The organism is Bacillus tequilensis KCTC 13622 (assembly GCF_000507145.1).
In the GTDB taxonomy this organism is placed as follows: domain Bacteria; phylum Bacillota; class Bacilli; order Bacillales; family Bacillaceae; genus Bacillus; species Bacillus tequilensis.
Genome location: NZ_AYTO01000007.1, coordinates 303,356 through 323,140, shown reverse-complemented (window position 1 = coordinate 323,140; position 19,785 = coordinate 303,356). Strand labels below are relative to the sequence as shown.

The 19,785-nt window shown below is 42.3% G+C and carries 18 protein-coding genes; 10 read left to right on the top strand and 8 right to left on the bottom strand.

Annotation, left to right across the window (positions count from 1 at the left end; all coding sequences use genetic code 11):
• Nucleotides 1-258 precede the first annotated feature (258 nt).
• The 7 genes from gyrA to dnaA form a co-directional block, all read right to left on the bottom strand.
• Nucleotides 259-2,724 carry a DNA topoisomerase (ATP-hydrolyzing) subunit A gene (gene gyrA, locus V756_RS0103245; protein ID WP_024713396.1) on the bottom strand — a complete coding sequence of 822 codons (2,466 nt, stop codon included), beginning with the start codon at nucleotides 2,722-2,724 and terminating at the stop codon, nucleotides 259-261.
• Between the two features lie 210 nt (nucleotides 2,725-2,934).
• Nucleotides 2,935-4,851 carry a DNA topoisomerase (ATP-hydrolyzing) subunit B gene (gene gyrB, locus V756_RS0103240; protein ID WP_024713395.1) on the bottom strand — a complete coding sequence of 639 codons (1,917 nt, stop codon included), beginning with the start codon at nucleotides 4,849-4,851 and terminating at the stop codon, nucleotides 2,935-2,937.
• A gap of 54 nt (nucleotides 4,852-4,905) precedes the next feature.
• Nucleotides 4,906-5,151, bottom strand: coding sequence for an extracellular matrix regulator RemB (remB, locus tag V756_RS0103235; RefSeq protein WP_024713394.1), 246 nt, complete (start codon nucleotides 5,149-5,151; stop codon nucleotides 4,906-4,908).
• 17 nt (nucleotides 5,152-5,168) lie between these two features.
• Nucleotides 5,169-6,281, bottom strand: a complete 1,113-nt coding sequence (recF, locus tag V756_RS0103230; RefSeq protein ID WP_024713393.1) for a DNA replication/repair protein RecF — start codon at nucleotides 6,279-6,281, stop codon at nucleotides 5,169-5,171.
• A 15-nt stretch (nucleotides 6,282-6,296) separates the two neighbouring features.
• Nucleotides 6,297-6,512, bottom strand: coding sequence for a ribosome maturation protein RlbA (gene rlbA, locus V756_RS0103225; protein WP_024713392.1), 216 nt, complete (start codon nucleotides 6,510-6,512; stop codon nucleotides 6,297-6,299).
• Between the two features lie 131 nt (nucleotides 6,513-6,643).
• Nucleotides 6,644-7,780 (bottom strand): DNA polymerase III subunit beta, encoded by a 1,137-nt coding sequence (gene dnaN, locus V756_RS0103220; protein ID WP_024713391.1) that lies wholly within the window; start codon nucleotides 7,778-7,780, stop codon nucleotides 6,644-6,646.
• A gap of 189 nt (nucleotides 7,781-7,969) precedes the next feature.
• A complete protein-coding gene (gene dnaA / locus V756_RS0103215; RefSeq protein WP_003242674.1) occupies nucleotides 7,970-9,310 on the bottom strand; it encodes a chromosomal replication initiator protein DnaA in 1,341 nt (446 codons plus the stop codon).
• Between the two features lie 631 nt (nucleotides 9,311-9,941).
• Between dnaA and rpmH the strand changes: the two genes are divergently transcribed.
• From rpmH to noc, 8 genes are all read left to right on the top strand, one after another.
• Nucleotides 9,942-10,076, top strand: coding sequence for a 50S ribosomal protein L34 (gene rpmH / locus V756_RS0103210; RefSeq protein ID WP_003178075.1), 135 nt, complete (start codon nucleotides 9,942-9,944; stop codon nucleotides 10,074-10,076).
• A gap of 151 nt (nucleotides 10,077-10,227) precedes the next feature.
• The gene (rnpA, locus tag V756_RS0103205) at nucleotides 10,228-10,578 is read left to right on the top strand and encodes a ribonuclease P protein component (protein WP_014481515.1); all 351 of its coding nucleotides are present in this window, start codon (nucleotides 10,228-10,230) and stop codon (nucleotides 10,576-10,578) included.
• A 144-nt stretch (nucleotides 10,579-10,722) separates the two neighbouring features.
• Entirely contained in the window at nucleotides 10,723-11,508 is a 786-nt protein-coding gene (gene spoIIIJ / locus V756_RS0103200) for a YidC family membrane integrase SpoIIIJ (protein ID WP_010886648.1), read from the top strand.
• Entirely contained in the window at nucleotides 11,505-12,131 is a 627-nt protein-coding gene (gene jag / locus V756_RS0103195) for an RNA-binding cell elongation regulator Jag/EloR (protein ID WP_024713390.1), read from the top strand. The genes spoIIIJ and jag overlap by 4 nt, the downstream gene beginning before the upstream one ends.
• 311 nt (nucleotides 12,132-12,442) lie before the next feature.
• Nucleotides 12,443-13,822, top strand: a complete 1,380-nt coding sequence (mnmE, locus tag V756_RS0103190; protein ID WP_024713389.1) for a tRNA uridine-5-carboxymethylaminomethyl(34) synthesis GTPase MnmE — start codon at nucleotides 12,443-12,445, stop codon at nucleotides 13,820-13,822.
• A 19-nt stretch (nucleotides 13,823-13,841) separates the two neighbouring features.
• Nucleotides 13,842-15,728, top strand: a complete 1,887-nt coding sequence (gene mnmG / locus V756_RS0103185; protein ID WP_024713388.1) for a tRNA uridine-5-carboxymethylaminomethyl(34) synthesis enzyme MnmG — start codon at nucleotides 13,842-13,844, stop codon at nucleotides 15,726-15,728.
• Nucleotides 15,729-15,741: 13 nt separating this feature from the next.
• A complete protein-coding gene (gene rsmG / locus V756_RS0103180; RefSeq protein WP_024713387.1) occupies nucleotides 15,742-16,461 on the top strand; it encodes a 16S rRNA (guanine(527)-N(7))-methyltransferase RsmG in 720 nt (239 codons plus the stop codon).
• A gap of 121 nt (nucleotides 16,462-16,582) precedes the next feature.
• A complete protein-coding gene (gene noc, locus V756_RS0103175; RefSeq protein ID WP_024713386.1) occupies nucleotides 16,583-17,434 on the top strand; it encodes a nucleoid occlusion protein in 852 nt (283 codons plus the stop codon).
• 50 nt (nucleotides 17,435-17,484) lie between these two features.
• On the opposite strand, the gene V756_RS0103170 is transcribed toward noc, so the two are convergent.
• Nucleotides 17,485-17,925, bottom strand: coding sequence for a PH domain-containing protein (locus V756_RS0103170; protein WP_024713385.1), 441 nt, complete (start codon nucleotides 17,923-17,925; stop codon nucleotides 17,485-17,487).
• Between the two features lie 246 nt (nucleotides 17,926-18,171).
• Here V756_RS0103170 and soj point away from each other — a divergent pair, with 246 nt between their 5' ends.
• On the top strand, nucleotides 18,172-18,933 hold the full coding sequence (soj, locus tag V756_RS0103165) for a sporulation initiation inhibitor protein Soj (RefSeq protein ID WP_003219244.1): 762 nt from the start codon (nucleotides 18,172-18,174) through the stop codon (nucleotides 18,931-18,933).
• On the top strand, nucleotides 18,926-19,774 hold the full coding sequence (gene spo0J / locus V756_RS0103160; protein WP_024713384.1) for a stage 0 sporulation protein Spo0J: 849 nt from the start codon (nucleotides 18,926-18,928) through the stop codon (nucleotides 19,772-19,774). The genes soj and spo0J overlap by 8 nt, the downstream gene beginning before the upstream one ends.
• Nucleotides 19,775-19,785 lie beyond the last annotated feature (11 nt).

Here is a 19,785-nt window from a genome sequence, read left to right as displayed (position 1 = left end):
CGCTGTGCGATTTGTTTAAAAATGAATTAACAGGTACGTTTTGTCTTGTTTAGTTTTCAAAGAACTTTGTGTGCTTCTCTCGAAGCGACTACTTAATAGTAACATTTTTAGTTAACTAGGTCAATACTTTTTTAAAAAAGTTTTTACTAGCAATGTTTGTGTCTTTTAAAAGACAACAGAAATGATTATACCATAATTCTTATGACTGTAAAGGGGTAGGATACAAAAAAAGCGCAGCTATTTCAGCTGCGCTTGATCTTACACTTCTTCTTGTGTTTCTTCTTGCTCATCTTCTTCATTTTTCTCTACTAATGCTACTGTCGCAACATGCTCTTCATCAGCCATTCTGATAAGGCGTACACCTTGAGTGACACGTCCGGTGATTGAGATGTCATTGATGTCCATTCTAATGAGTACGCCGCTGGCTGTAATAATCATTAGATCCTCTTCACCTTTAGTAGCTTTCACTGTAACTAATTGGCCGTTATTCTCAGTAATTTTCGCTGTTTTGAGTCCTTTTCCGCCCCGGCTTTGGGTTCTGTACTCTTCAGCCGGAGTTCGTTTTCCGTAACCTTTTTCAGTTACGATCAGGACATGTGATTCTTCTTCTAATATCTCCATGCCGACAACAACGTCGTCATCGGTCAGGGTGATGCCTTTTACGCCTGCAGCAGTTCTTCCCATTTCCCGGACATCCGTTTCAGGGAAGCGGATCAGCAAGCCGTTTTTCGTTCCGATGATCATTTGTTTTGTACCGTCAGTCAGACGTACACCCATCAGTTCATCATCCTCGCGAAGACCGAGCGCGATCAGACCATTGTTGCGAATATTAGCGAACTGGGACAATGAAGTTCGTTTTGAAACCCCGTGCTTTGTTGTGAAGAAAAGATAAAGATCCGCATTGAATTCTGTGACTGGAATAATCGCGTTAATCCATTCACCCTTTTCTACCTCAAGCAGGTTGATAATCGGGATTCCTTTTGCTGTTCTGCCGTATTCAGGGATTTCATACCCTTTTGCACGATATACTTTCCCTTTATTCGAGAAGAAAAGAATCGTATCGTGAGTTGACGTAGAAATCAAATGCTCAACGAAGTCATCTTCGTTTGTTCCCATTCCCTGTACACCTTTTCCGCCTCGTTTTTGACTGCGGTAGGTTGATGCAGGAAGACGTTTAACGTATCCGTTGTGCGTCAGAGTGACTACGATATTTTCTCTCTCGATGAGATCTTCATCCTCAATTGTCTCTAGTCCAGAAGTGACGATCTCAGTACGTCTTTCATCATTAAACCGCTCTTTGATTTCTATGAGTTCTTCACGGATGATCTCAAGCACTTTAGATTCATTTGCCAAAATGTCTTTCAGCTCTGCGATTAATGTCACAAGAGATTGGTATTCTTCTTCGATCTTTTCACGTTCGAGTCCTGTTAAACGCTGGAGCCTCATATCCAGGATCGCTTGTGCTTGCTTCTCTGTCAGTGAGAATTGTTCAATTAAACCCGTTCTCGCAATTTCTGCCGTTTGGGAATTACGGATAAGGGAAATAACTGCATCCAAATGATCCAAAGCAATTCTCAAACCTTCCAAGATGTGAGCTCTTGCTTCCGCTTTACGCAATTCATAAGCAGTACGGCGTCTGATGACAACTTTTTGATGGTCAAGGTAATGCTCCAAGCATTGCTTTAGATTCAAAACTTTCGGCTGACCGTCAACAAGTGCAAGCAGGTTGATACCAAAAGATGTTTGTAGCGCAGTTTGTTTGTAAAGATTGTTCAGAATAACATTTGCATTGGCATCGCGTCTGATTTCAATGACAATTCTCATGCCTGTACGGTCTGATTCATCACGCAAATCTGTGATGCCCTCTATCTTCTTATCCCTAACAAGATCAGCAATTTTCTCAATTAATTTCGCCTTATTTACTTGGTAAGGTAACTCTGTAACGATAATTCTTTCTTTGCCTGAAGATGTTTGTTCGATCTCAGCTTTTGCCCGAATCGTGATAGAGCCTCGGCCAGATTCGTATGCTTTCCGAATACCGCTGCGTCCCAGAATTTGGCCCGCAGTCGGGAAGTCAGGCCCTGGAATGACCTCCATCAGCTCCTGAATTGTAATGTCCGGGCTCTCACTGACCGCAAGTACGCCATCAATGATTTCTCCAAGCTGGTGCGGAGGGATGTTTGTCGCCATACCTACCGCAATACCAGCAGCGCCGTTTACAAGCAGATTCGGGAACCTTGAAGGCATAACGACAGGTTCTCTTTCTGACCCGTCATAGTTGTCCTGATAATCGATCGTGTCTTTTGTGATATCTCGAAGAATTTCCATCGAGATTTTAGACATTCTTGCTTCTGTATAACGCATGGCAGCCGCTGAGTCGCCGTCAACAGAACCGAAGTTTCCGTGACCGTCAACAAGCATATAACGGTAGTTGAAGTCCTGAGCCATTCTGACCATGGATTCGTATACCGCTGAGTCACCGTGCGGGTGGTATTTCCCGATAACTTCTCCGACGATACGCGCGGATTTTTTATAAGGCTTGTCGCTCGTCATGCCCAAATCGTTCATGGCATACAAAATCCGTCTGTGAACCGGTTTTAACCCGTCACGAACATCCGGAAGAGCACGAGACACAATAACGCTCATTGCATAATCCAAGAAGGACGTACGCATTTCCTGACTGATATTTATTTCACGAACTTGTGGTGTGTTTTGTTCACTCATTAAAAAACCTCCCTGAAGTATCACATGAAATATGTGGGAGTAGATTGTCCATTATGATCTTCAATACGATTTCACTATTCTCCATTATATCAATAAACTTATGATTATACACATTAAATTGCTAGAATATATAGGTTTTACAGGCATTTCTATGTTCGATCCTGTTCAGAAAAAAGCCTTATTTCTTATTGGAAATAAGGCTTTTTATGATTAGATGTCAAGATTTTTAACGTATCTCGCATTTGCTTCTATGAAGTTTCTGCGAGGTTCTACTTTGTCGCCCATGAGCATTTCAAATGTCTCATCCGCATCCATCGCATCTTCAAGAGTTACCTGGAGAAGCGTTCTGGAGTCTGGATCCATGGTTGTCTCCCAAAGCTGGACGGCATTCATTTCACCAAGACCTTTATAACGCTGCAATCCAGGCTTAGGCGTTTGAGGAAGTGTTTTCAACAGATCTTCAAGCTCCTTGTCATTGTACGCATATTCAACACGTTTTCCCTGTTGGACCTTGTAGAGCGGCGGCTGTGCAATGTACACGTAGCCATTTTCGATAATTTGGCGCATATATCTGTAAAAGAACGTTAGCAGCAGTGTTCTGATGTGCGCACCGTCAACGTCGGCATCTGTCATAATGACAACTTTATGATAACGGGCTTTTTCCAGATTGAAATCTTCTCCGATACCTGTGCCGAGCGCTGTGATCATAGAGCGAACTTCGTTGTTAGAAAGGATTTTATCCAGTCTGGCTTTTTCAACGTTCAGGATTTTACCTCTAAGCGGCAAAATGGCTTGGAAATGTCTGTCGCGGCCTTGTTTAGCAGATCCTCCGGCAGAGTCACCCTCTACGATATATAACTCGGAGATGCTCGGATCCTTTGAAGAGCAGTCCGCTAACTTACCAGGAAGGTTTGAAATTTCCAGTGCACTCTTGCGGCGTGTTAATTCACGCGCTTTTTTCGCAGCCATTCTTGCTCTTGCCGCCATTAAACCTTTATCGACAATTTTTTTGGCGGCATCCGGATTTTCCAGCATAAATGTTTCCATTGCCGCAGAAAATAACGTATCTGTGATCGTCCGGGCTTCTGAGTTGCCTAGCTTTGTTTTCGTTTGGCCCTCAAACTGCGGATCAGGGTGTTTGATTGAAATAATCGCGGTCAGCCCTTCTCTTACGTCATCACCGCTTAAGTTGGGATCATTTTCTTTAATGAGTCCCTTTTTTCGGGCGTAATCATTGATAACACGAGTCAGCCCAGTTTTAAAGCCCGCTTCGTGGGTACCGCCTTCGTACGTGTTAATGTTGTTTGTAAACGAGTAAATGTTGCTTGTGTAGCTGTCATTGTATTGCAAAGCCACTTCAACCGTAATGCCGTCCTTTTCGCCTTCGATGTAAATCGGCTCTTCGTGGACAACTTCTTTAGAACGGTTTAAATACTCTACATAACTTTTAATTCCGCCTTCGTAATGGTACTCATGTTTGCGCTCTTGTCCTTCACGTTTATCTTCAATCGTGATGTTGACGCCTTTTGTTAGAAAGGCTAATTCGCGCACGCGGTTAGCAAGCAGATCATAATCATACACAGTTGTTTCTGTGAAAATCTCAGGATCCGGGACGAAATGTGTCGTCGTTCCTGTATGCTCCGTTTCGCCAATGATTTCAAGGTCTGAAACCGGAACCCCGCGTTTATAGGTTTGGCGGTGTATTTTACCGTCACGGTGAACTGTCACAACAAGCTCTGTTGAAAGTGCGTTTACGACCGACGCACCTACACCGTGCAATCCTCCGGATACTTTATAGCCGCTTCCGTCAAATTTTCCTCCGGCGTGAAGCACCGTCATGATGACTTCTACCGCAGGACGGCCCATTTTTTCATGAATACCGACTGGAATACCGCGGCCATTATCTGTCACCGTGATACTGTTGTCTTTTTCAATTTGGATATTGATATCTGTACAATAACCGGCGAGGGCTTCGTCAATACTATTGTCGACAATTTCCCACACCAGGTGGTGAAGGCCTTTGCTGTTTGTTGAACCGATATACATTCCCGGTCTTTTACGAACAGCTTCCAATCCCTCTAGTACCTGTATCTGATTTTCATCATAACTGTTTTGCTGCTGTTCCATAGCCACGTCATTCACCTACACTTTTCTAAACGATATATTCGTGATAAAAAATTTCTAAGCATCTATTTCATACATAAATTGCGCACGTTTTTTTAATGTGCTGGAAGATAAGGGAGAGTAATATATATTCTGAACCGTGACTACGATAGATTTGGGCGTGCCATTTACGGAAGGCACCACCTTGTGTTTCTGTTTTTTCAGAAATTCTTCAACGATAGGCGACATGTCGGCTTTAAAGTCAAAAATACCAACAATATCTCGTGTTGAAACCACAAAGTCATCACCTAAATGAATATACAATTGCCCACCTCATTTCTTCACTTCACTAACGCACCGTTTTGCACACGGAACATTCCTGCTTGACGTAAGGTTTCGTGATCAATGCCATCAACGCTTGTCGTTGTGACAAACGTTTGCACTCGGCCTTGGATCGTATGAAGCAAATGTGACTGGCGATAATCATCCAGTTCACTCAATACATCATCCAATAGTAAAATGGGGTATTCTCCAATTTCTTCATGGATCAGGTCAATCTCCGCCAGCTTAAGGGACAATGCTGTCGTTCGCTGCTGTCCTTGAGAACCATACGTCTGCACATCGCGTCCGTTCACATAGAAAAGAACATCGTCACGATGAGGACCTGACAGCGTCACACCGCGATCAATTTCTTTTTCTCTTAATTTAGAAAACGCTTCTTGATAGCTATCTCCTATTTTCGACAAGTCTTCAGGATCTGATACCTCAAGAGCCGTATGGTACTTCAGGGTCAGCTCTTCCAGCCCTCTTGAGATGCCCGCATGGATAGGCTGCGCCCATTTCTCGAGCTGCGCTGTAAACTGCAGGCGCTTGACGACAACTTTTGCCGCAACTTCTACAAGCTGATCGGTCAAAACATCGAGCATCGTTCTGTCAGTTTGTTTTCTTGTTTGCAGCTGCTTCAAAAAATGATTTCGCTGGGAAAGGATTTTCTGGTAAAGAGAAAGGTCGTGCAGGTAAACAGGAGAAACCTGTCCGATTTCCATGTCAAGAAACCGCCTTCTCACTTGAGGGCTTCCCTTTACAAGGTTTAAATCTTCCGGCGCGAACATGATGGTGTTGAGGGCCCCGACATACTGGCTGAGCTTTTGCTGTTCAATATGATTAACCTTGCCCTTTTTTCCCTTTTTGGAGATGACGAGCTGCATCGGGATCGCCCCGTATTGCTTCATCACTCTTCCCTCTATTTTAGCATAGTCTTTGTCCCACCGTATAAGTTCTTTGTCATTTGATGTCCGATGAGATTTCGCCATGGACAAGACATAGATCGCCTCCATGAGGTTTGTTTTCCCCTGGGCGTTCTCTCCGATGATTACATTTACTTTATTTTCAAATTGAAGTCCGGCATGGTCGTAGTTGCGGTAAGATGTCAGTTCTAAGTTCTGGATATACAATCAGTATCACCCGCTTTAATTGACAACTTGAAATGAACCAAATCCTTCAATCTCTACCACATCTCCAACATACAGCTTTCTGCCGCGGCGATTGTCCGGCTCATTGTTCACAAACACTTCATGCTCGCTTAAAAACCATTTCGCCATACCGCCTGACTGAATCACATCGGCTAATTTCAAGAATTGTCCGAGTGTAATCATCTCTGTATCAATTGAAATCGGATTTGCCATTATATCGACCTCTTTCAAATATCACTAATATCTAATTGTACTAAAAAAAAACGAATTAGGGAAAGGGAAAACTTGTCGGAGCAGAAACTGAATAGAAAAGCTGCCGAACGGGTCGGCAGCAGTGTATCGGATTAATAGGTTCTGACAGGAAGGATAAGCTGTACAATCGTTTCATCATTCGGCGTGCGAATTAAGAAAGGTCTCATTGCACCTGTAAAGCTTACGCGTATTTCTGCTCCTTCAAGCACCTTTAATGCATCCAGCATATATTTTGGACTAAAAGAGATATTTAATTCCTCACCTTCAATTTGATCTGCAAGAATCGCTTCCACAACTTTTCCGATTTCAGGTGAGTTAGAAGAAATCTCAATGGATTCAGCTGGTTTTGCAGAAAGCTTCACCACGTTATTGCGTCCCTCTCTGGCTAAAAGAGATGCACGGTCAATCGCTTGGAGGAAATCCTTTGTGTTCACAATGATTTCCGTTTTGCTGTCTTGCGGAATCAGGCTGGTTGTATCCGGATAATTTCCGTCCAGAAGCCGTGAGAAGAATAAAACGTTTTTCGCTTTAAACAGAACTTGGGTTTCTGTGATCACAATATCAACGAGTTCCTGGTTGTCATCCAAAATCTTGCTGAGTTCAGTTAAGCTTTTACCCGGAATCACGACGTTATACGAGCTGTCTTCCGGAATATCAAGTTTCGCTTTTCTTAAAGCGAGACGGTGGCTATCCGTTGCAGTGCATAATAATTCACCTTGCTCTACTTTCCAGTTTACACCTGTCAAGATAGGACGTGTTTCTGAGGTGGACACTGCGAATACTGTTTGTCTGATTAGATTTTTTAACAAATCAGTTGGGATCTGAATCGCATGATGCTCCTCGATTTGCGGCAAATGCGGATACTCATCAGCATCAAGTCCGTTTAGATTAAATTCAGCTTTCCCAGAACGGATAATTGTCAAATACTGATTTTGCACTTCAATCTCTACAGTTGCCATCGGCAGTTTTTTTACAATCTCACTAAAGAAGCGGGCTTGTAAAACAATGCTTCCAGGCTGTTCAATTGTGACGATTTCCTTGTCTCCTTCTTCTTTCGGGATGAAGGATTCAATAGAAATATCGGAATCGCTTCCTGTAAAGGATACGCCATCATCAGATGCAACGATTTTAATACCAGTCAAAATGGGAATCGTAGTTCTGGATGAAACTGCTTTTAACACATCTTGGACACTTTCAACAAGACGATCTTTTTGAATCGTGAATTTCATTTTTATCCTCCTAACGGATAATGTATTAGTATATATATCTTTTAAAAAATAGTAGAAGTAATAGTAGGGCCTGTGGATTTGTGGATAAGTTGTGAAAAAGACAGGAAACACAGCCTATCCACATGTGGACAGACTGTGTATGACTGCCGGAAAGTTATTCACACTTTCCCCGGTTAATCCCCGGTCCTGCTATTTGAGCTGTTCTTTAATTTCTTTGACATGCTGCTGAAGCTGTTCATCGTCTGCCAGCAGTTTTGAAATCTTTTCATGCGCATGAATAACGGTCGTATGATCACGGCCGCCAAACTCTTCACCGATTTTAGGAAGAGAGGAATCAGTCATTTCCCTTGATAAGTACATGGCGATTTGACGCGGGAAAGCTACTGATTTTGTTCGTTTTTTTGCTTTGAAATCCTCGAGTTTAATATTAAATTGCTGGCCTACTACCCTCTGAATTTCTTTTATCGTAATGACTTTCGGTTTTGAAGAAGGAATAATATCTTTCAGCGCCTCAGCGGCCAGATCAGCGTTAATATCTTTATTAATTAAAGATGAGTAGGCAACAACTCTGATTAATGCTCCTTCAAGTTCCCGAATATTGCTGTCAATTTGATTTGCGATGTAAAGCATAACCTCGTTTGGAATATCGAGGCCCTCCGCTTTGGCTTTTTTTCTTAAAATCGCTATTCTCGTCTCCAAATCAGGCGGCGTGATATCCGTAATCAGGCCCCATTCAAAACGTGAACGCAATCTGTCTTCAAGTGTCGGAATTTCTTTGGGCGGTCTGTCACTTGAGATGACGATTTGTTTGCTTTCTTCGTGCAATGTGTTAAATGTATGGAAAAATTCTTCCTGGGTTTGTTCTTTCCCCGCTAAAAATTGAATATCATCTATCAAAAGCACATCAACATTTCGATAGCGATTGCGGAAATCGACGGCTTTATTATCTCGGATAGAGTTGATGAATTCGTTTGTAAATTTCTCAGATGACAGATAAACCACTTTGGCAGAAGGATTATGATCTATAACATAATGGCCGATCGCATGCATTAAGTGCGTTTTCCCTAAACCGACGCCCCCATAGATAAATAAAGGGTTGTAGGCTTTTGCGGGTGCTTCCGCAACTGCGAGGGAAGCAGCGTGTGCAAATCGGTTTCCAGATCCGATGACAAAAGTATCAAAAGTATATTTTGGATTGAGCATATTTTGAGGAAAATCAGATGTATCTTCTTTAACCGCTTTTTTGACTTGCGGCTTTGGCATAAAGTCCTCAACATCTTGATTTTGAGGAATGACAAACTTAATGCTCAATTCTTCCCCGGTTAATTCATATATAGTATCTGCAATCAGATGCAAGTATCTGGACTCCAGCCAGTCTCTGGCAAATTCATTGGGAGCCGTGATCGTCAGTGTATCTCCCTGCAGTGAGTGGGCTTTGGTGGATTTCATCCAAGTCTCAAAACTCGGTTTGCTCAACTTTTTTTCGATTTGAGCAAGGGCTTGATTCCACAGGTCTAATATATTTTCCATCTTCCGGCACGTCCCTCCTTTTCATAGAAAATGGTGTCTTTTTCTGTTATAGCACACAAAAAAAGAGCAAATGGCGCTTGCCATTCGTACACATTAAATGTTGAAAACATATAATATAGTAGATAAATAGCTTTTCGACAAATTTCACAACTTGTGGACAACCTTCTACACAAGCTGTGTGAAATCAATCCACAACTTATCCACACTTTGTGGATAAAGTGAGAAGGTGAGATTAGTAATCAAGAGTTAAAACACAAATATAATACCAAAATAAACGAGAGCTTGCAATGGTTGTCATAATCTTATCCACAAAGCATACAACCTGTTGAAAAAAATTGTCCACAAGGGTTGGTAATGTGAAAATGTTGTCGATAACCTCTGTGGATATTAAAAAATGGCGAAATAGATATCCACATTCATGATTTTAGGGGCCAATTCTAATTGTTTGGAGTTGTCTTTTTTTCGTTAAATTAAGGAATCTAAAAAATAAGGTTTCGAAAGTTGAAAAGGTATGGTATCCTATTATGGTTGCAAGAAATAAAAGCACTAGTGAAGTTGACAATGAACAGGTAACGCAAATATAATAAGTAAGACTGTCTTTAACAGCTATTCCTCGAGGGAGGTGTCATAAATGAAAAGAACATTTCAACCGAATAACCGTAAACGCAGTAAAGTTCATGGCTTCAGAAGCCGTATGAGTTCAAAAAACGGTCGTCTAGTTTTAGCGCGCCGTCGCCGCAAAGGCAGAAAAGTATTATCAGCTTAGGCCACTGAATAATGTCAGTGGTCTTTTTTCACATTATGGGAAAAGATAGATGTGATGCGAGATGAACCGGGGCACGCTCCCTGGTTCTGATGCATCTCATTTTCGTTATATATTCTAAAAGTTTCTGCCAGCCAGTATCGGAGTGAGTCATTTGAAGAAGCGAAATCGTTTAAAGAAAAATGAAGATTTTCAAAAAGTGTTTAAGCATGGGACATCGGTAGCGAACCGCCAGTTTGTCTTATATACGCTTGATCAGCCTGAAAACGATGAGCTGCGTGTCGGGCTTTCCGTCAGCAAAAAAATTGGCAACGCTGTAATGCGAAATCGGATTAAACGTTTGATTCGGCAGGCTTTTCTTGAAGAGAAAGAGAGACTGAAGGAAAAGGATTACATCATTATTGCCAGAAAACCGGCGAGTCAGCTGACATTTGAGGAAACAAAAAAAAGTCTGCAGCATCTGTTCAGGAAGTCTTCTTTGTATAAGAAATCTTCATCAAAGTAGGCATTGCCACTGTTTTCTTACAACTTTTAAAAGCGCTTCCTTTCTGGTTGACCAGAAAAAGACACCATTTAAAACTGAAAGATGCTAAAATACATACAAGTATGCTTTGCAATAAGAGAGTGTAAAGATTAATTATAGGAGGAAATGTTGTTGAAAAGGAGAATAGGGTTACTATTAAGTATGGTCGGCGTATTCATGCTTTTGGCTGGATGTTCGAGTGTGAAAGAGCCGATCACTGCAGATAGTCCGCATTTTTGGGACAAGTACGTAGTATATCCATTGTCTGAGCTCATTACGTATGTAGCGAAATTGACGGGAGATAACTATGGACTTTCAATTATTCTTGTTACCATTTTAATTCGTTTATTAATTTTGCCGCTGATGATTAAGCAGCTGAGAAGTTCGAAAGCGATGCAGGCGTTACAGCCGGAAATGCAAAAGCTTAAAGAAAAATACAGCTCAAAGGATCAAAAAACGCAGCAAAAGCTTCAGCAGGAAACAATGGCTTTATTCCAAAAGCATGGTGTCAATCCGTTGGCGGGATGTTTCCCGATTTTAATCCAGATGCCGATTTTAATTGGGTTCTATCATGCGATTATGAGAACACAGGCGATTTCAGAGCATAGTTTCTTATGGTTTGACTTAGGGGAAAAAGATCCTTACTATATTCTTCCTATCGTTGCCGGTGTTGCTACATTTGTTCAGCAAAAACTGATGATGGCGGGCAATGCGCAGCAAAATCCGCAAATGGCGATGATGCTTTGGATTATGCCGATTATGATTATCGTATTTGCAATCAACTTCCCGGCGGCACTTTCTCTTTATTGGGTAGTCGGTAACTTATTTATGATTGCGCAAACTTTCCTCATTAAAGGACCAGACATTAAAAAGAATCCGGAACCGCAAAAAGCCGGAGGAAAGAAAAAGTGAGGAATGTGACTGCTGCAGGGCGAAATGTCGATGAAGCAGTACAGTCCGGATTGCAAGAGCTGGAATTAACGAAGGATAAGGTGGAAATTACCGTTATTGAAGAGGGAAGCAAAGGGTTTCTCGGTATTTTCGGTAAAAAACCGGCGGTCGTAAAGCTGGTTGAAAAGATTGATCCGATTCAGCAAACGAGGTCTTATCTTCAAACGATTGCCGAAGCGATTGCCGGGGAGTCTGATGTGACTGTTCGAGAAGGCAAAAAGACAGTGAGTTTCCATATAACAGGTGAAAAAGCGGCATTGTTGATTGGGAAAAGAGGACAAACCTTAAATGCCCTTGAAACTTTGACTCAGCTTGTCCTTAACCGTTATCCGGGCCAATATAAAAATGTGACGGTGGATGCAGAAAACTATCGTTTGAAAAGAAAAGATACACTGAGCCAGCTGGCCATCAGGCTAGCAGATCAGGTTTTGAAAACGAAAAAAGCAGTTCAGCTTGAACCTATGCCGTCCAGTGAAAGAAAAATCATACATGATACTCTTTCTGGATATGCAAACCACCAGATCAAAACGTATTCAATGGGTGAAGGCGAAAATCGCCATATCGTTATTTCCCATAAAAGATAGCATAAAACCGAAGTCCGGTAAAAAGCGGATTTCGGTTTTTTTGTTTGATAAAAAGCTATTTTTCCTAGTAATATCAAGCTTTTGCCGTTTAAGTTTTTTCTTTTTAGGTGTATCCTGTTGATAAAAAGGAAGTTCAGGAAATAAAATTAATTGTTATTCACATGTGGATAAGTTAAAGTAATAGGGGACGAATTTCTAATTCTGTGGATAACAAATCTTCCACTTCGAACCAAACTATGTTATCTTTTAGTTTTGGCATAATAAACATTTTTTTATATAGATGATAGGTTAAGTAAAGAGAGGTGAACAGCATGGATACAATTGCAGCAATTTCCACTCCGATGGGAGAAGGCGCGATTGCGATTGTACGGTTGAGCGGACCAGAAGCCATTCAAATCGCAGATAAAATTTATAAAGGACCGAAGGGGAAAACACTCAGTTCGGTTGATTCACATACGATTCATTATGGTCATATCGTAGACAGACCTTCGGATCGTGTCGTTGAGGAAGTAATGGTATCAGTGTTAAAAGCACCGAGAACTTTTACGCGGGAAGACGTCATTGAAATTAACTGTCACGGGGGAATTGTGACTGTGAACCAAGTGCTTCAGCTTGCATTGAGAGAGGGAGCGAGACTTGCAGAGCCGGGTGAATTTACGAAACGCGCGTTTTTAAACGGCCGAATCGATCTTTCACAGGCGGAAGCGGTTATGGACTTAATCAGAGCGAAAACAGACCGGGCAATGAATGTCGCCATGAATCAAATGGAAGGGCGGCTTTCTGCTTTGGTGCGCCGTTTGCGCGGCGAGCTTTTAGAAACACTGGCTCATGTTGAGGTGAATATCGATTATCCGGAGTACGATGATGTAGAGGAAATGACACATCAGCTTTTGGTTGAAAAGGCAACCGCCGTGAAAAAAGAAATTGAGGCGCTGCTGAGGACGTCAGAGCAAGGGAAAATTTTGCGTGAGGGTCTTTCAACTGTCATTATCGGCCGGCCGAATGTAGGGAAATCATCTCTTCTGAACAGCCTTGTTCATGAGGCAAAAGCCATTGTAACCGATATCCCCGGAACGACTCGGGATGTTATTGAGGAATACGTGAATGTAAGAGGCGTTCCGCTTCGTCTGGTTGATACAGCAGGTATTCGTGAAACAGAGGATATTGTTGAACGAATCGGTGTTGAACGTTCTCGTCAGGTTCTAAAGGAAGCGGACCTGATTTTACTTGTGCTTAATTATAGTGAAGAGCTTTCTGAAGAAGACGTGAAGCTTTTTGAAGCCGTTGAGGGCATGGACGTTATCGTGATTATGAATAAGACTGACCTTGAGGCGAAGATTGACAGCGAGCGTGTCCGTGAGCTTGCCAATGGACGTCCTGTTGTTACGACATCTCTTTTAAAAGAGGAAGGCGTCAATGATCTGGAAGAAGCGATTCAATCGCTGTTCTACACGGGTGCCATTGAAAGCGGAGATCTGACTTATGTCAGCAATACACGTCATATTTCTATATTACAGCAAGCAAAAGGCGCCATTGAAGATGCGCTTAGCGGCATCGAACAGGATGTCCCGATCGACATGGTGCAAATCGACCTTACAAGATGCTGGGAGCTTTTGGGCGAAATCATCGGAGATTCTGTCCACGAAAGCTTAATTGATCAGCTCTTTTCACAATTCTGTTTAGGAAAATAATAAAAGGAGGACTAGAATCATGGGGTATGAAGCAGGCCAATACGATGTGATTGTGATTGGCGCCGGGCATGCCGGTGTTGAGGCTGCCCTCGCATCAGCACGCCAAGGCGCCAAAACGCTTGTCTTGACCATCAACTTAGATATGGTTGCATTTATGCCATGTAATCCGTCTGTCGGCGGCCCTGCAAAAGGGATTGTCGTCCGCGAAATTGACGCGCTCGGCGGAGAAATGGGCAGAAACATCGATAAAACGCACATTCAAATGAGAATGCTGAATACTGGAAAAGGTCCTGCGGTCCGTGCATTGCGTGCGCAAGCAGACAAATTCCAATATCAGCACGAAATGAAAAATACACTTGAAAAAGAACCAAACTTAACATTGCTGCAAGGAATTGTGGAGCGGCTGATCGTTGAAGACGGCGAATGCCGCGGTGTGATTACACAAACCGGCGCGCATTATCGTGCGAAAGCAGTTGTCATGACGACAGGGACCTATTTAAGAGGACAGATCATTCTTGGCGATCTGTCTTACTCAAGCGGCCCGAATAACCAACAGCCTTCTATTAAGCTTTCTGAGCATTTGGAGGAGCTTGGCTTTGACCTTGTTCGTTTTAAAACAGGTACGCCGCCTCGCGTTAAAAGCGACACGATTGATTACAGCAAAACGGAAATTCAGCCTGGAGATGAGGTGCCTCGCGCTTTCTCATATGAAACAGTGGAATATATCACTGATCAGCTCCCTTGCTGGCTAACATATACAAGCCCTGAAACACATGAGATTATTGACAGCAACCTGCACCGTTCACCGATGTATTCCGGTATGATCAAAGGTACAGGCCCGCGATACTGCCCATCTATTGAGGATAAAGTTGTCCGTTTTAATGATAAACCGCGTCACCAAATCTTCCTTGAGCCGGAAGGCAGAAATACGCAGGAAGTCTATGTCCAAGGGTTATCTACAAGTCTTCCAGAAGATGTACAGCAAAGAATGCTTGCAACGATCCCTGGACTTGAAAATGTGCAAATGATGAGAGCCGGCTATGCAATCGAGTATGATGCGATCGTACCGACACAGCTCTGGCCGACACTTGAAACCAAAAAAATTACCAACCTTTACACTGCAGGCCAAATTAACGGAACATCCGGTTATGAGGAAGCTGCGGGACAAGGCATTATGGCGGGAATCAATGCAGGACGAAAAGCGCTTGGAAAAGAAGAAGTAATTTTAAGCCGTTCTGACGCCTACATTGGTGTTCTGATTGATGACCTTGTGACAAAAGGAACCAATGAGCCATATCGTCTTTTGACATCACGCGCTGAATACAGATTGCTTCTCCGCCATGACAATGCTGATTTGCGCCTGACAGAAATCGGACACCGCATTGGATTAATTTCTGACGAGCGCTATGCAGCTTTCGAGAAGAAAAAAGCAGCGATTGAAGCGGAGAGAAAACGTCTGTATTCTGTGATTATCAAGCCGTCTCCGGAAAACCAAGAATATATCCGTTCTCTTGGCGGAAGCGAATTGAAAGACGGAGTTCGCGGCACAGACTTGATGAAACGTCCTGAAATGAATTACGAAACTGTTACTAAACTGGCGCCGCCAGAAGTGCCGGTTCCGCAAGACGTGGCAGAACAAGTTGAAATCCAAGTGAAATATGAAGGATATATTGAAAAATCTCTTCAGCAAGTGGAAAAACTGAAAAAGATGGAAAATAAAAAAATTCCGGATCGAATTGATTATGACGCCATTAAAGGGATCGCGACTGAGGCGCGTCAAAAGCTGAAAAACGTGCGGCCTTTGTCTGTTGCCCAAGCTTCCCGCATTTCCGGCGTAAACCCGGCGGACATTTCAATTCTATTGGTGTATTTAGAGCAGGGACGCATTGCGAAGATAGCCGAATAGAAAGGATGACGGCATGAATATTGAAGAATTCACTTCTGGTTTGGCGGAAAAAGGGATTTCCCTTTCTCCCCGTCAGCTGGAACAATTTGAGCTGTATTACGACATGCTGGTTGAATGGAACGAAAAAATCAATCTGACTTCTATTACAGAGAAAAAAGAAGTGTACCTTAAACATTTTTATGATTCCATTACAGCCGCTTTTTACGTCGACTTCAATCAAGTGAACACGATTTGTGATGTCGGAGCGGGAGCGGGTTTTCCGAGTCTGCCGATTAAAATATGCTTTCCGCATCTTCATGTCACAATCGTGGATTCACTAAACAAACGGATTACGTTTTTAGAGAAGTTATCTGAGGCTTTGCAGCTGGAGAATACGACATTCTGCCATGACAGAGCTGAAACATTCGGACAACGGAAAGACGTGCGGGAAAGCTATGATATTGTGACAGCACGAGCGGTTGCAAGATTATCTGTTTTAAGTGAACTTTGCTTGCCTTTAGTGAAGAAAAACGGTTTATTTGTGGCTTTAAAAGCGGCATCAGCCCAAGAAGAGCTGGATGCCGGCAAAAAAGCGATCACAACGCTTGGAGGAGAACTTGAGAATATCCATTCCTTTAAGCTGCCTATTGAAGAAAGCGATCGTAATATTATGGTGATACGGAAGATAAAAAATACACCTAAGAAGTATCCAAGAAAACCGGGAACTCCTAATAAATCGCCAATTGAAGGGTAATTTAGACAGCCTGTTATGACAATACCATCATATTTTCATCAAAATTGATGGATGTACAGCAGGAAAAACCATGAGAAAATAGAATTATAAAAATGGCAGTTTTTAAAGGTGGTGTAGGTACATGAAGCATTCATTCTCTCGTTTCTTCGGGCTTGGTGAGAAGGAACAGGAACCGGAGATTGCTGAACATGAGACAAACAAAGAAGAGATTCTGGAAATACCGGTAAATGCTATCGTTCCCAACCGTTTTCAGCCACGCACCATTTTCTCAGATGAAAAAATCAAAGAGTTAGCAATGACCATTCATACACACGGCATTATTCAGCCGATTGTTGTTAGGCATACAGATGAAGAAGGCCAATACGAACTCATTGCAGGTGAAAGACGCTGGAGAGCGGTGCAATCGCTCGAGTGGGAGAAGATTCCGGCAATTATTAAGGATTTTTCCGATACGGAAACCGCTTCTGTGGCGTTGATTGAAAACTTGCAGCGGGAAGAGCTGTCTTCTATTGAGGAAGCGCATGCCTATGCTCGGCTTCTTGAACTGCATGACTTAACACAAGAAGCACTCGCACAGCGTTTAGGAAAAGGACAGTCCACCATTGCGAATAAGCTGCGGTTATTAAAGCTGCCTCAGCCGATCCAAGACGCGATAATGGAAAAGAAAATCACTGAGCGTCATGCCAGAGCGCTGATTCCGCTGAAACAGCCTGAGCTCCAAGTCACACTGCTCACAGAGATCATTGAGAAAAGCTTAAATGTAAAGCAGACGGAAGACCGCGTGGTGAAAATGCTGGAGCAGGGTCAGAGAAAACCAAAGCCAAGGCGCAAAGCGTTCAGCAGAGATACAAGAATTGCAATGAACACGATTCGCCAGTCACTATCAATGGTTGAAGACAGCGGTGTAAAATTGAATACGGAAGAAGAAGAATTTGAAGAATATATTCAATTAACGATTCGCATACCAAAATAAAAGCTCTCCTCAAAAGCAGGAGAGCTTTTTACATTCGATGTAAAAGGAAATTAATTACTTTTAGTGAACATTATTATATTAGAATTCCTTTCTTTGAGCTTGTGGATAAATTCTTCAGTATTTTGCGGTGAAATGACTGCATGTCCCAAACCCCCTTGATAATATATCGTGATGGCATGACGAGAGCCGATCAAACGAAAACCTGACCACAGCTTCTTTTTTTGAACCACTTTATCAATTTTTTCGTAAGGAATTTGATGTTTGATCAGTCCGGCTTTAATGATCAGGTGGTGCTCCTTCAATACATATTTCAGATCAATAAAGCTCCAAATGATGAGCGCATTTAATAGGGTCAGCAGAGTGAAAATCATCCATCCTGTAACCCGCACATTCCCCAGAACAAAAGGAACAAGGGCATCTGCTTGTATCAGTAATATGAGAAACACAATCATCAGCGTAACAGGTACATCTCTTTTTGTTTGATAAACCATATTCTCACCGTCCTGTTTGACGTTCTGCACTGTAACTTCTTCTTTTTTTCTTTGAGAAATTCCTTTTTTAAGTCAAAAAAACATAAAAATTGTAGAATTTATAAGAGAAAGCATATGAGGCGCTTTAATTTTCAATTATTTCCTTTCTGATTCGAAACAAAATAATGAAAAAAATGAAACGCTTTAATCTTTTTTTGATAGAATAGAAGCAAGATAGTACATGTTCATGTGAAAGTAGGTGACATCGTGGGAAAAATCATAGCAATTACGAACCAAAAAGGCGGGGTCGGCAAAACAACGACGTCTGTCAACCTTGGGGCATGCTTGGCTTACATAGGGAAAAGGGTTCTGCTGGTAGATATTGATCCGCAGGGAAATGCGACAAGCGGATTGGGGATTGAAAAAGCCGATGTAGAGCAGTGTGTGTACGATATTTTAGTAGATGATGCAGATGTAATAGATATTATTAAAGCAACGACTGTTGAGAACTTGGACGTGATTCCTGCGACGATTCAGCTTGCTGGAGCTGAGATCGAGCTTGTTCCGACGATTTCAAGAGAAGTGAGACTGAAGAGGGCGCTTGAAGCAGTAAAGCAGAATTATGATTATATTATCATTGATTGTCCGCCGTCCCTGGGGCTGCTGACAATCAATGCGCTGACTGCCTCAGATTCCGTTGTAATTCCTGTCCAGTGCGAATACTACGCTTTGGAGGGGCTCAGCCAATTATTAAATACAGTACGTCTTGTGCAAAAGCATTTGAATACTGATTTAATGATTGAAGGTGTATTGCTGACCATGCTTGATGCTCGGACGAATCTTGGCATTCAAGTCATTGAAGAGGTTAAAAAATATTTTAGAGATAAAGTATATAAGACCGTTATTCCGCGTAATGTCCGTCTGAGCGAGGCACCGAGTCACGGGAAACCCATCATTTTATACGATCCGCGGTCAAGAGGTGCGGAAGTATATCTAGATTTAGCAAAGGAAGTGGCTGCGAATGGCTAAAGGCCTTGGAAAAGGGATTAATGCGTTGTTTAATCAGGTCGATTTGTCTGAAGAGACAGTAGAAGAGATAAAAATTGTCGATTTACGCCCTAATCCTTATCAGCCAAGAAAACACTTTGATGACGAGGCGTTAGCTGAACTCAAAGAATCTGTGCTGCAGCATGGCATTCTTCAGCCGCTTATCGTCAGAAAATCTTTAAAAGGCTATGATATTGTTGCGGGTGAACGCCGTTTTCGAGCGGCAAAGCTGGCTGGTTTAGATACGGTTCCGGCGATTGTCCGTGAATTATCAGAGGCGTTAATGAGAGAAATTGCTTTATTGGAAAACCTTCAGCGTGAAGATTTATCGCCGCTTGAAGAGGCTCAGGCCTATGATTCCTTGCTGAAACACTTAGATCTCACGCAAGAACAGCTTGCGAAACGCCTTGGCAAAAGCAGACCGCATATTGCGAATCATTTAAGATTGCTGACACTGCCAGAAAGCATTCAGCAGCTTATTGCAGAAGGCACGCTTTCTATGGGACATGGACGTACGCTTCTTGGCCTAAAAAACAAAAATAAGCTTGAACCGCTTGTACAAAAAGTCATTGCGGAACAGCTTAATGTCCGTCAGCTTGAGCAGCTCATTCAGCAGTTGAATCAGAATGTTTCACGTGAAACAAAGAAAAAAGAACCTGTGAAAGACGCGGTTCTAAAAGAACGGGAATCCTATCTCCAAAATTATTTTGGAACAACAGTTAATATTAAAAGACAGAAGAAAAAAGGCAAAATCGAAATAGAATTTTTCTCTAATGAAGATCTCGATCGGATTTTAGAACTTTTGTCTGAACGAGAATCGTAAATGAAGAAACC

Excerpts from the sequence above, each read along its gene's own strand:
- noc (WP_024713386.1), top strand. The coding sequence starts at position 16,583 with ATGAAGCATTCATTCTCTCGTTTCTTCGGGCTTGGTGAGAAGGAACAG.
- spoIIIJ (WP_010886648.1), top strand. The coding sequence starts at position 10,723 with ATGTTGTTGAAAAGGAGAATAGGGTTACTATTAAGTATGGTCGGCGTA.
- spo0J (WP_024713384.1), top strand. The coding sequence starts at position 18,926 with ATGGCTAAAGGCCTTGGAAAAGGGATTAATGCGTTGTTTAATCAGGTC.
- rpmH (WP_003178075.1), top strand. The coding sequence starts at position 9,942 with ATGAAAAGAACATTTCAACCGAATAACCGTAAACGCAGTAAAGTTCAT.
- rlbA (WP_024713392.1), bottom strand. The coding sequence starts at position 6,512 with ATGGCAAATCCGATTTCAATTGATACAGAGATGATTACACTCGGACAA.
- dnaA (WP_003242674.1), bottom strand. The coding sequence starts at position 9,310 with ATGGAAAATATATTAGACCTGTGGAATCAAGCCCTTGCTCAAATCGAA.
- V756_RS0103170 (WP_024713385.1), bottom strand. The coding sequence starts at position 17,925 with ATGGTTTATCAAACAAAAAGAGATGTACCTGTTACGCTGATGATTGTG.
- mnmG (WP_024713388.1), top strand. The coding sequence starts at position 13,842 with ATGGGGTATGAAGCAGGCCAATACGATGTGATTGTGATTGGCGCCGGG.
- gyrA (WP_024713396.1), bottom strand. The coding sequence starts at position 2,724 with ATGAGTGAACAAAACACACCACAAGTTCGTGAAATAAATATCAGTCAG.
- gyrB (WP_024713395.1), bottom strand. The coding sequence starts at position 4,851 with ATGGAACAGCAGCAAAACAGTTATGATGAAAATCAGATACAGGTACTA.
- rsmG (WP_024713387.1), top strand. The coding sequence starts at position 15,742 with ATGAATATTGAAGAATTCACTTCTGGTTTGGCGGAAAAAGGGATTTCC.
- mnmE (WP_024713389.1), top strand. The coding sequence starts at position 12,443 with ATGGATACAATTGCAGCAATTTCCACTCCGATGGGAGAAGGCGCGATT.
- dnaN (WP_024713391.1), bottom strand. The coding sequence starts at position 7,780 with ATGAAATTCACGATTCAAAAAGATCGTCTTGTTGAAAGTGTCCAAGAT.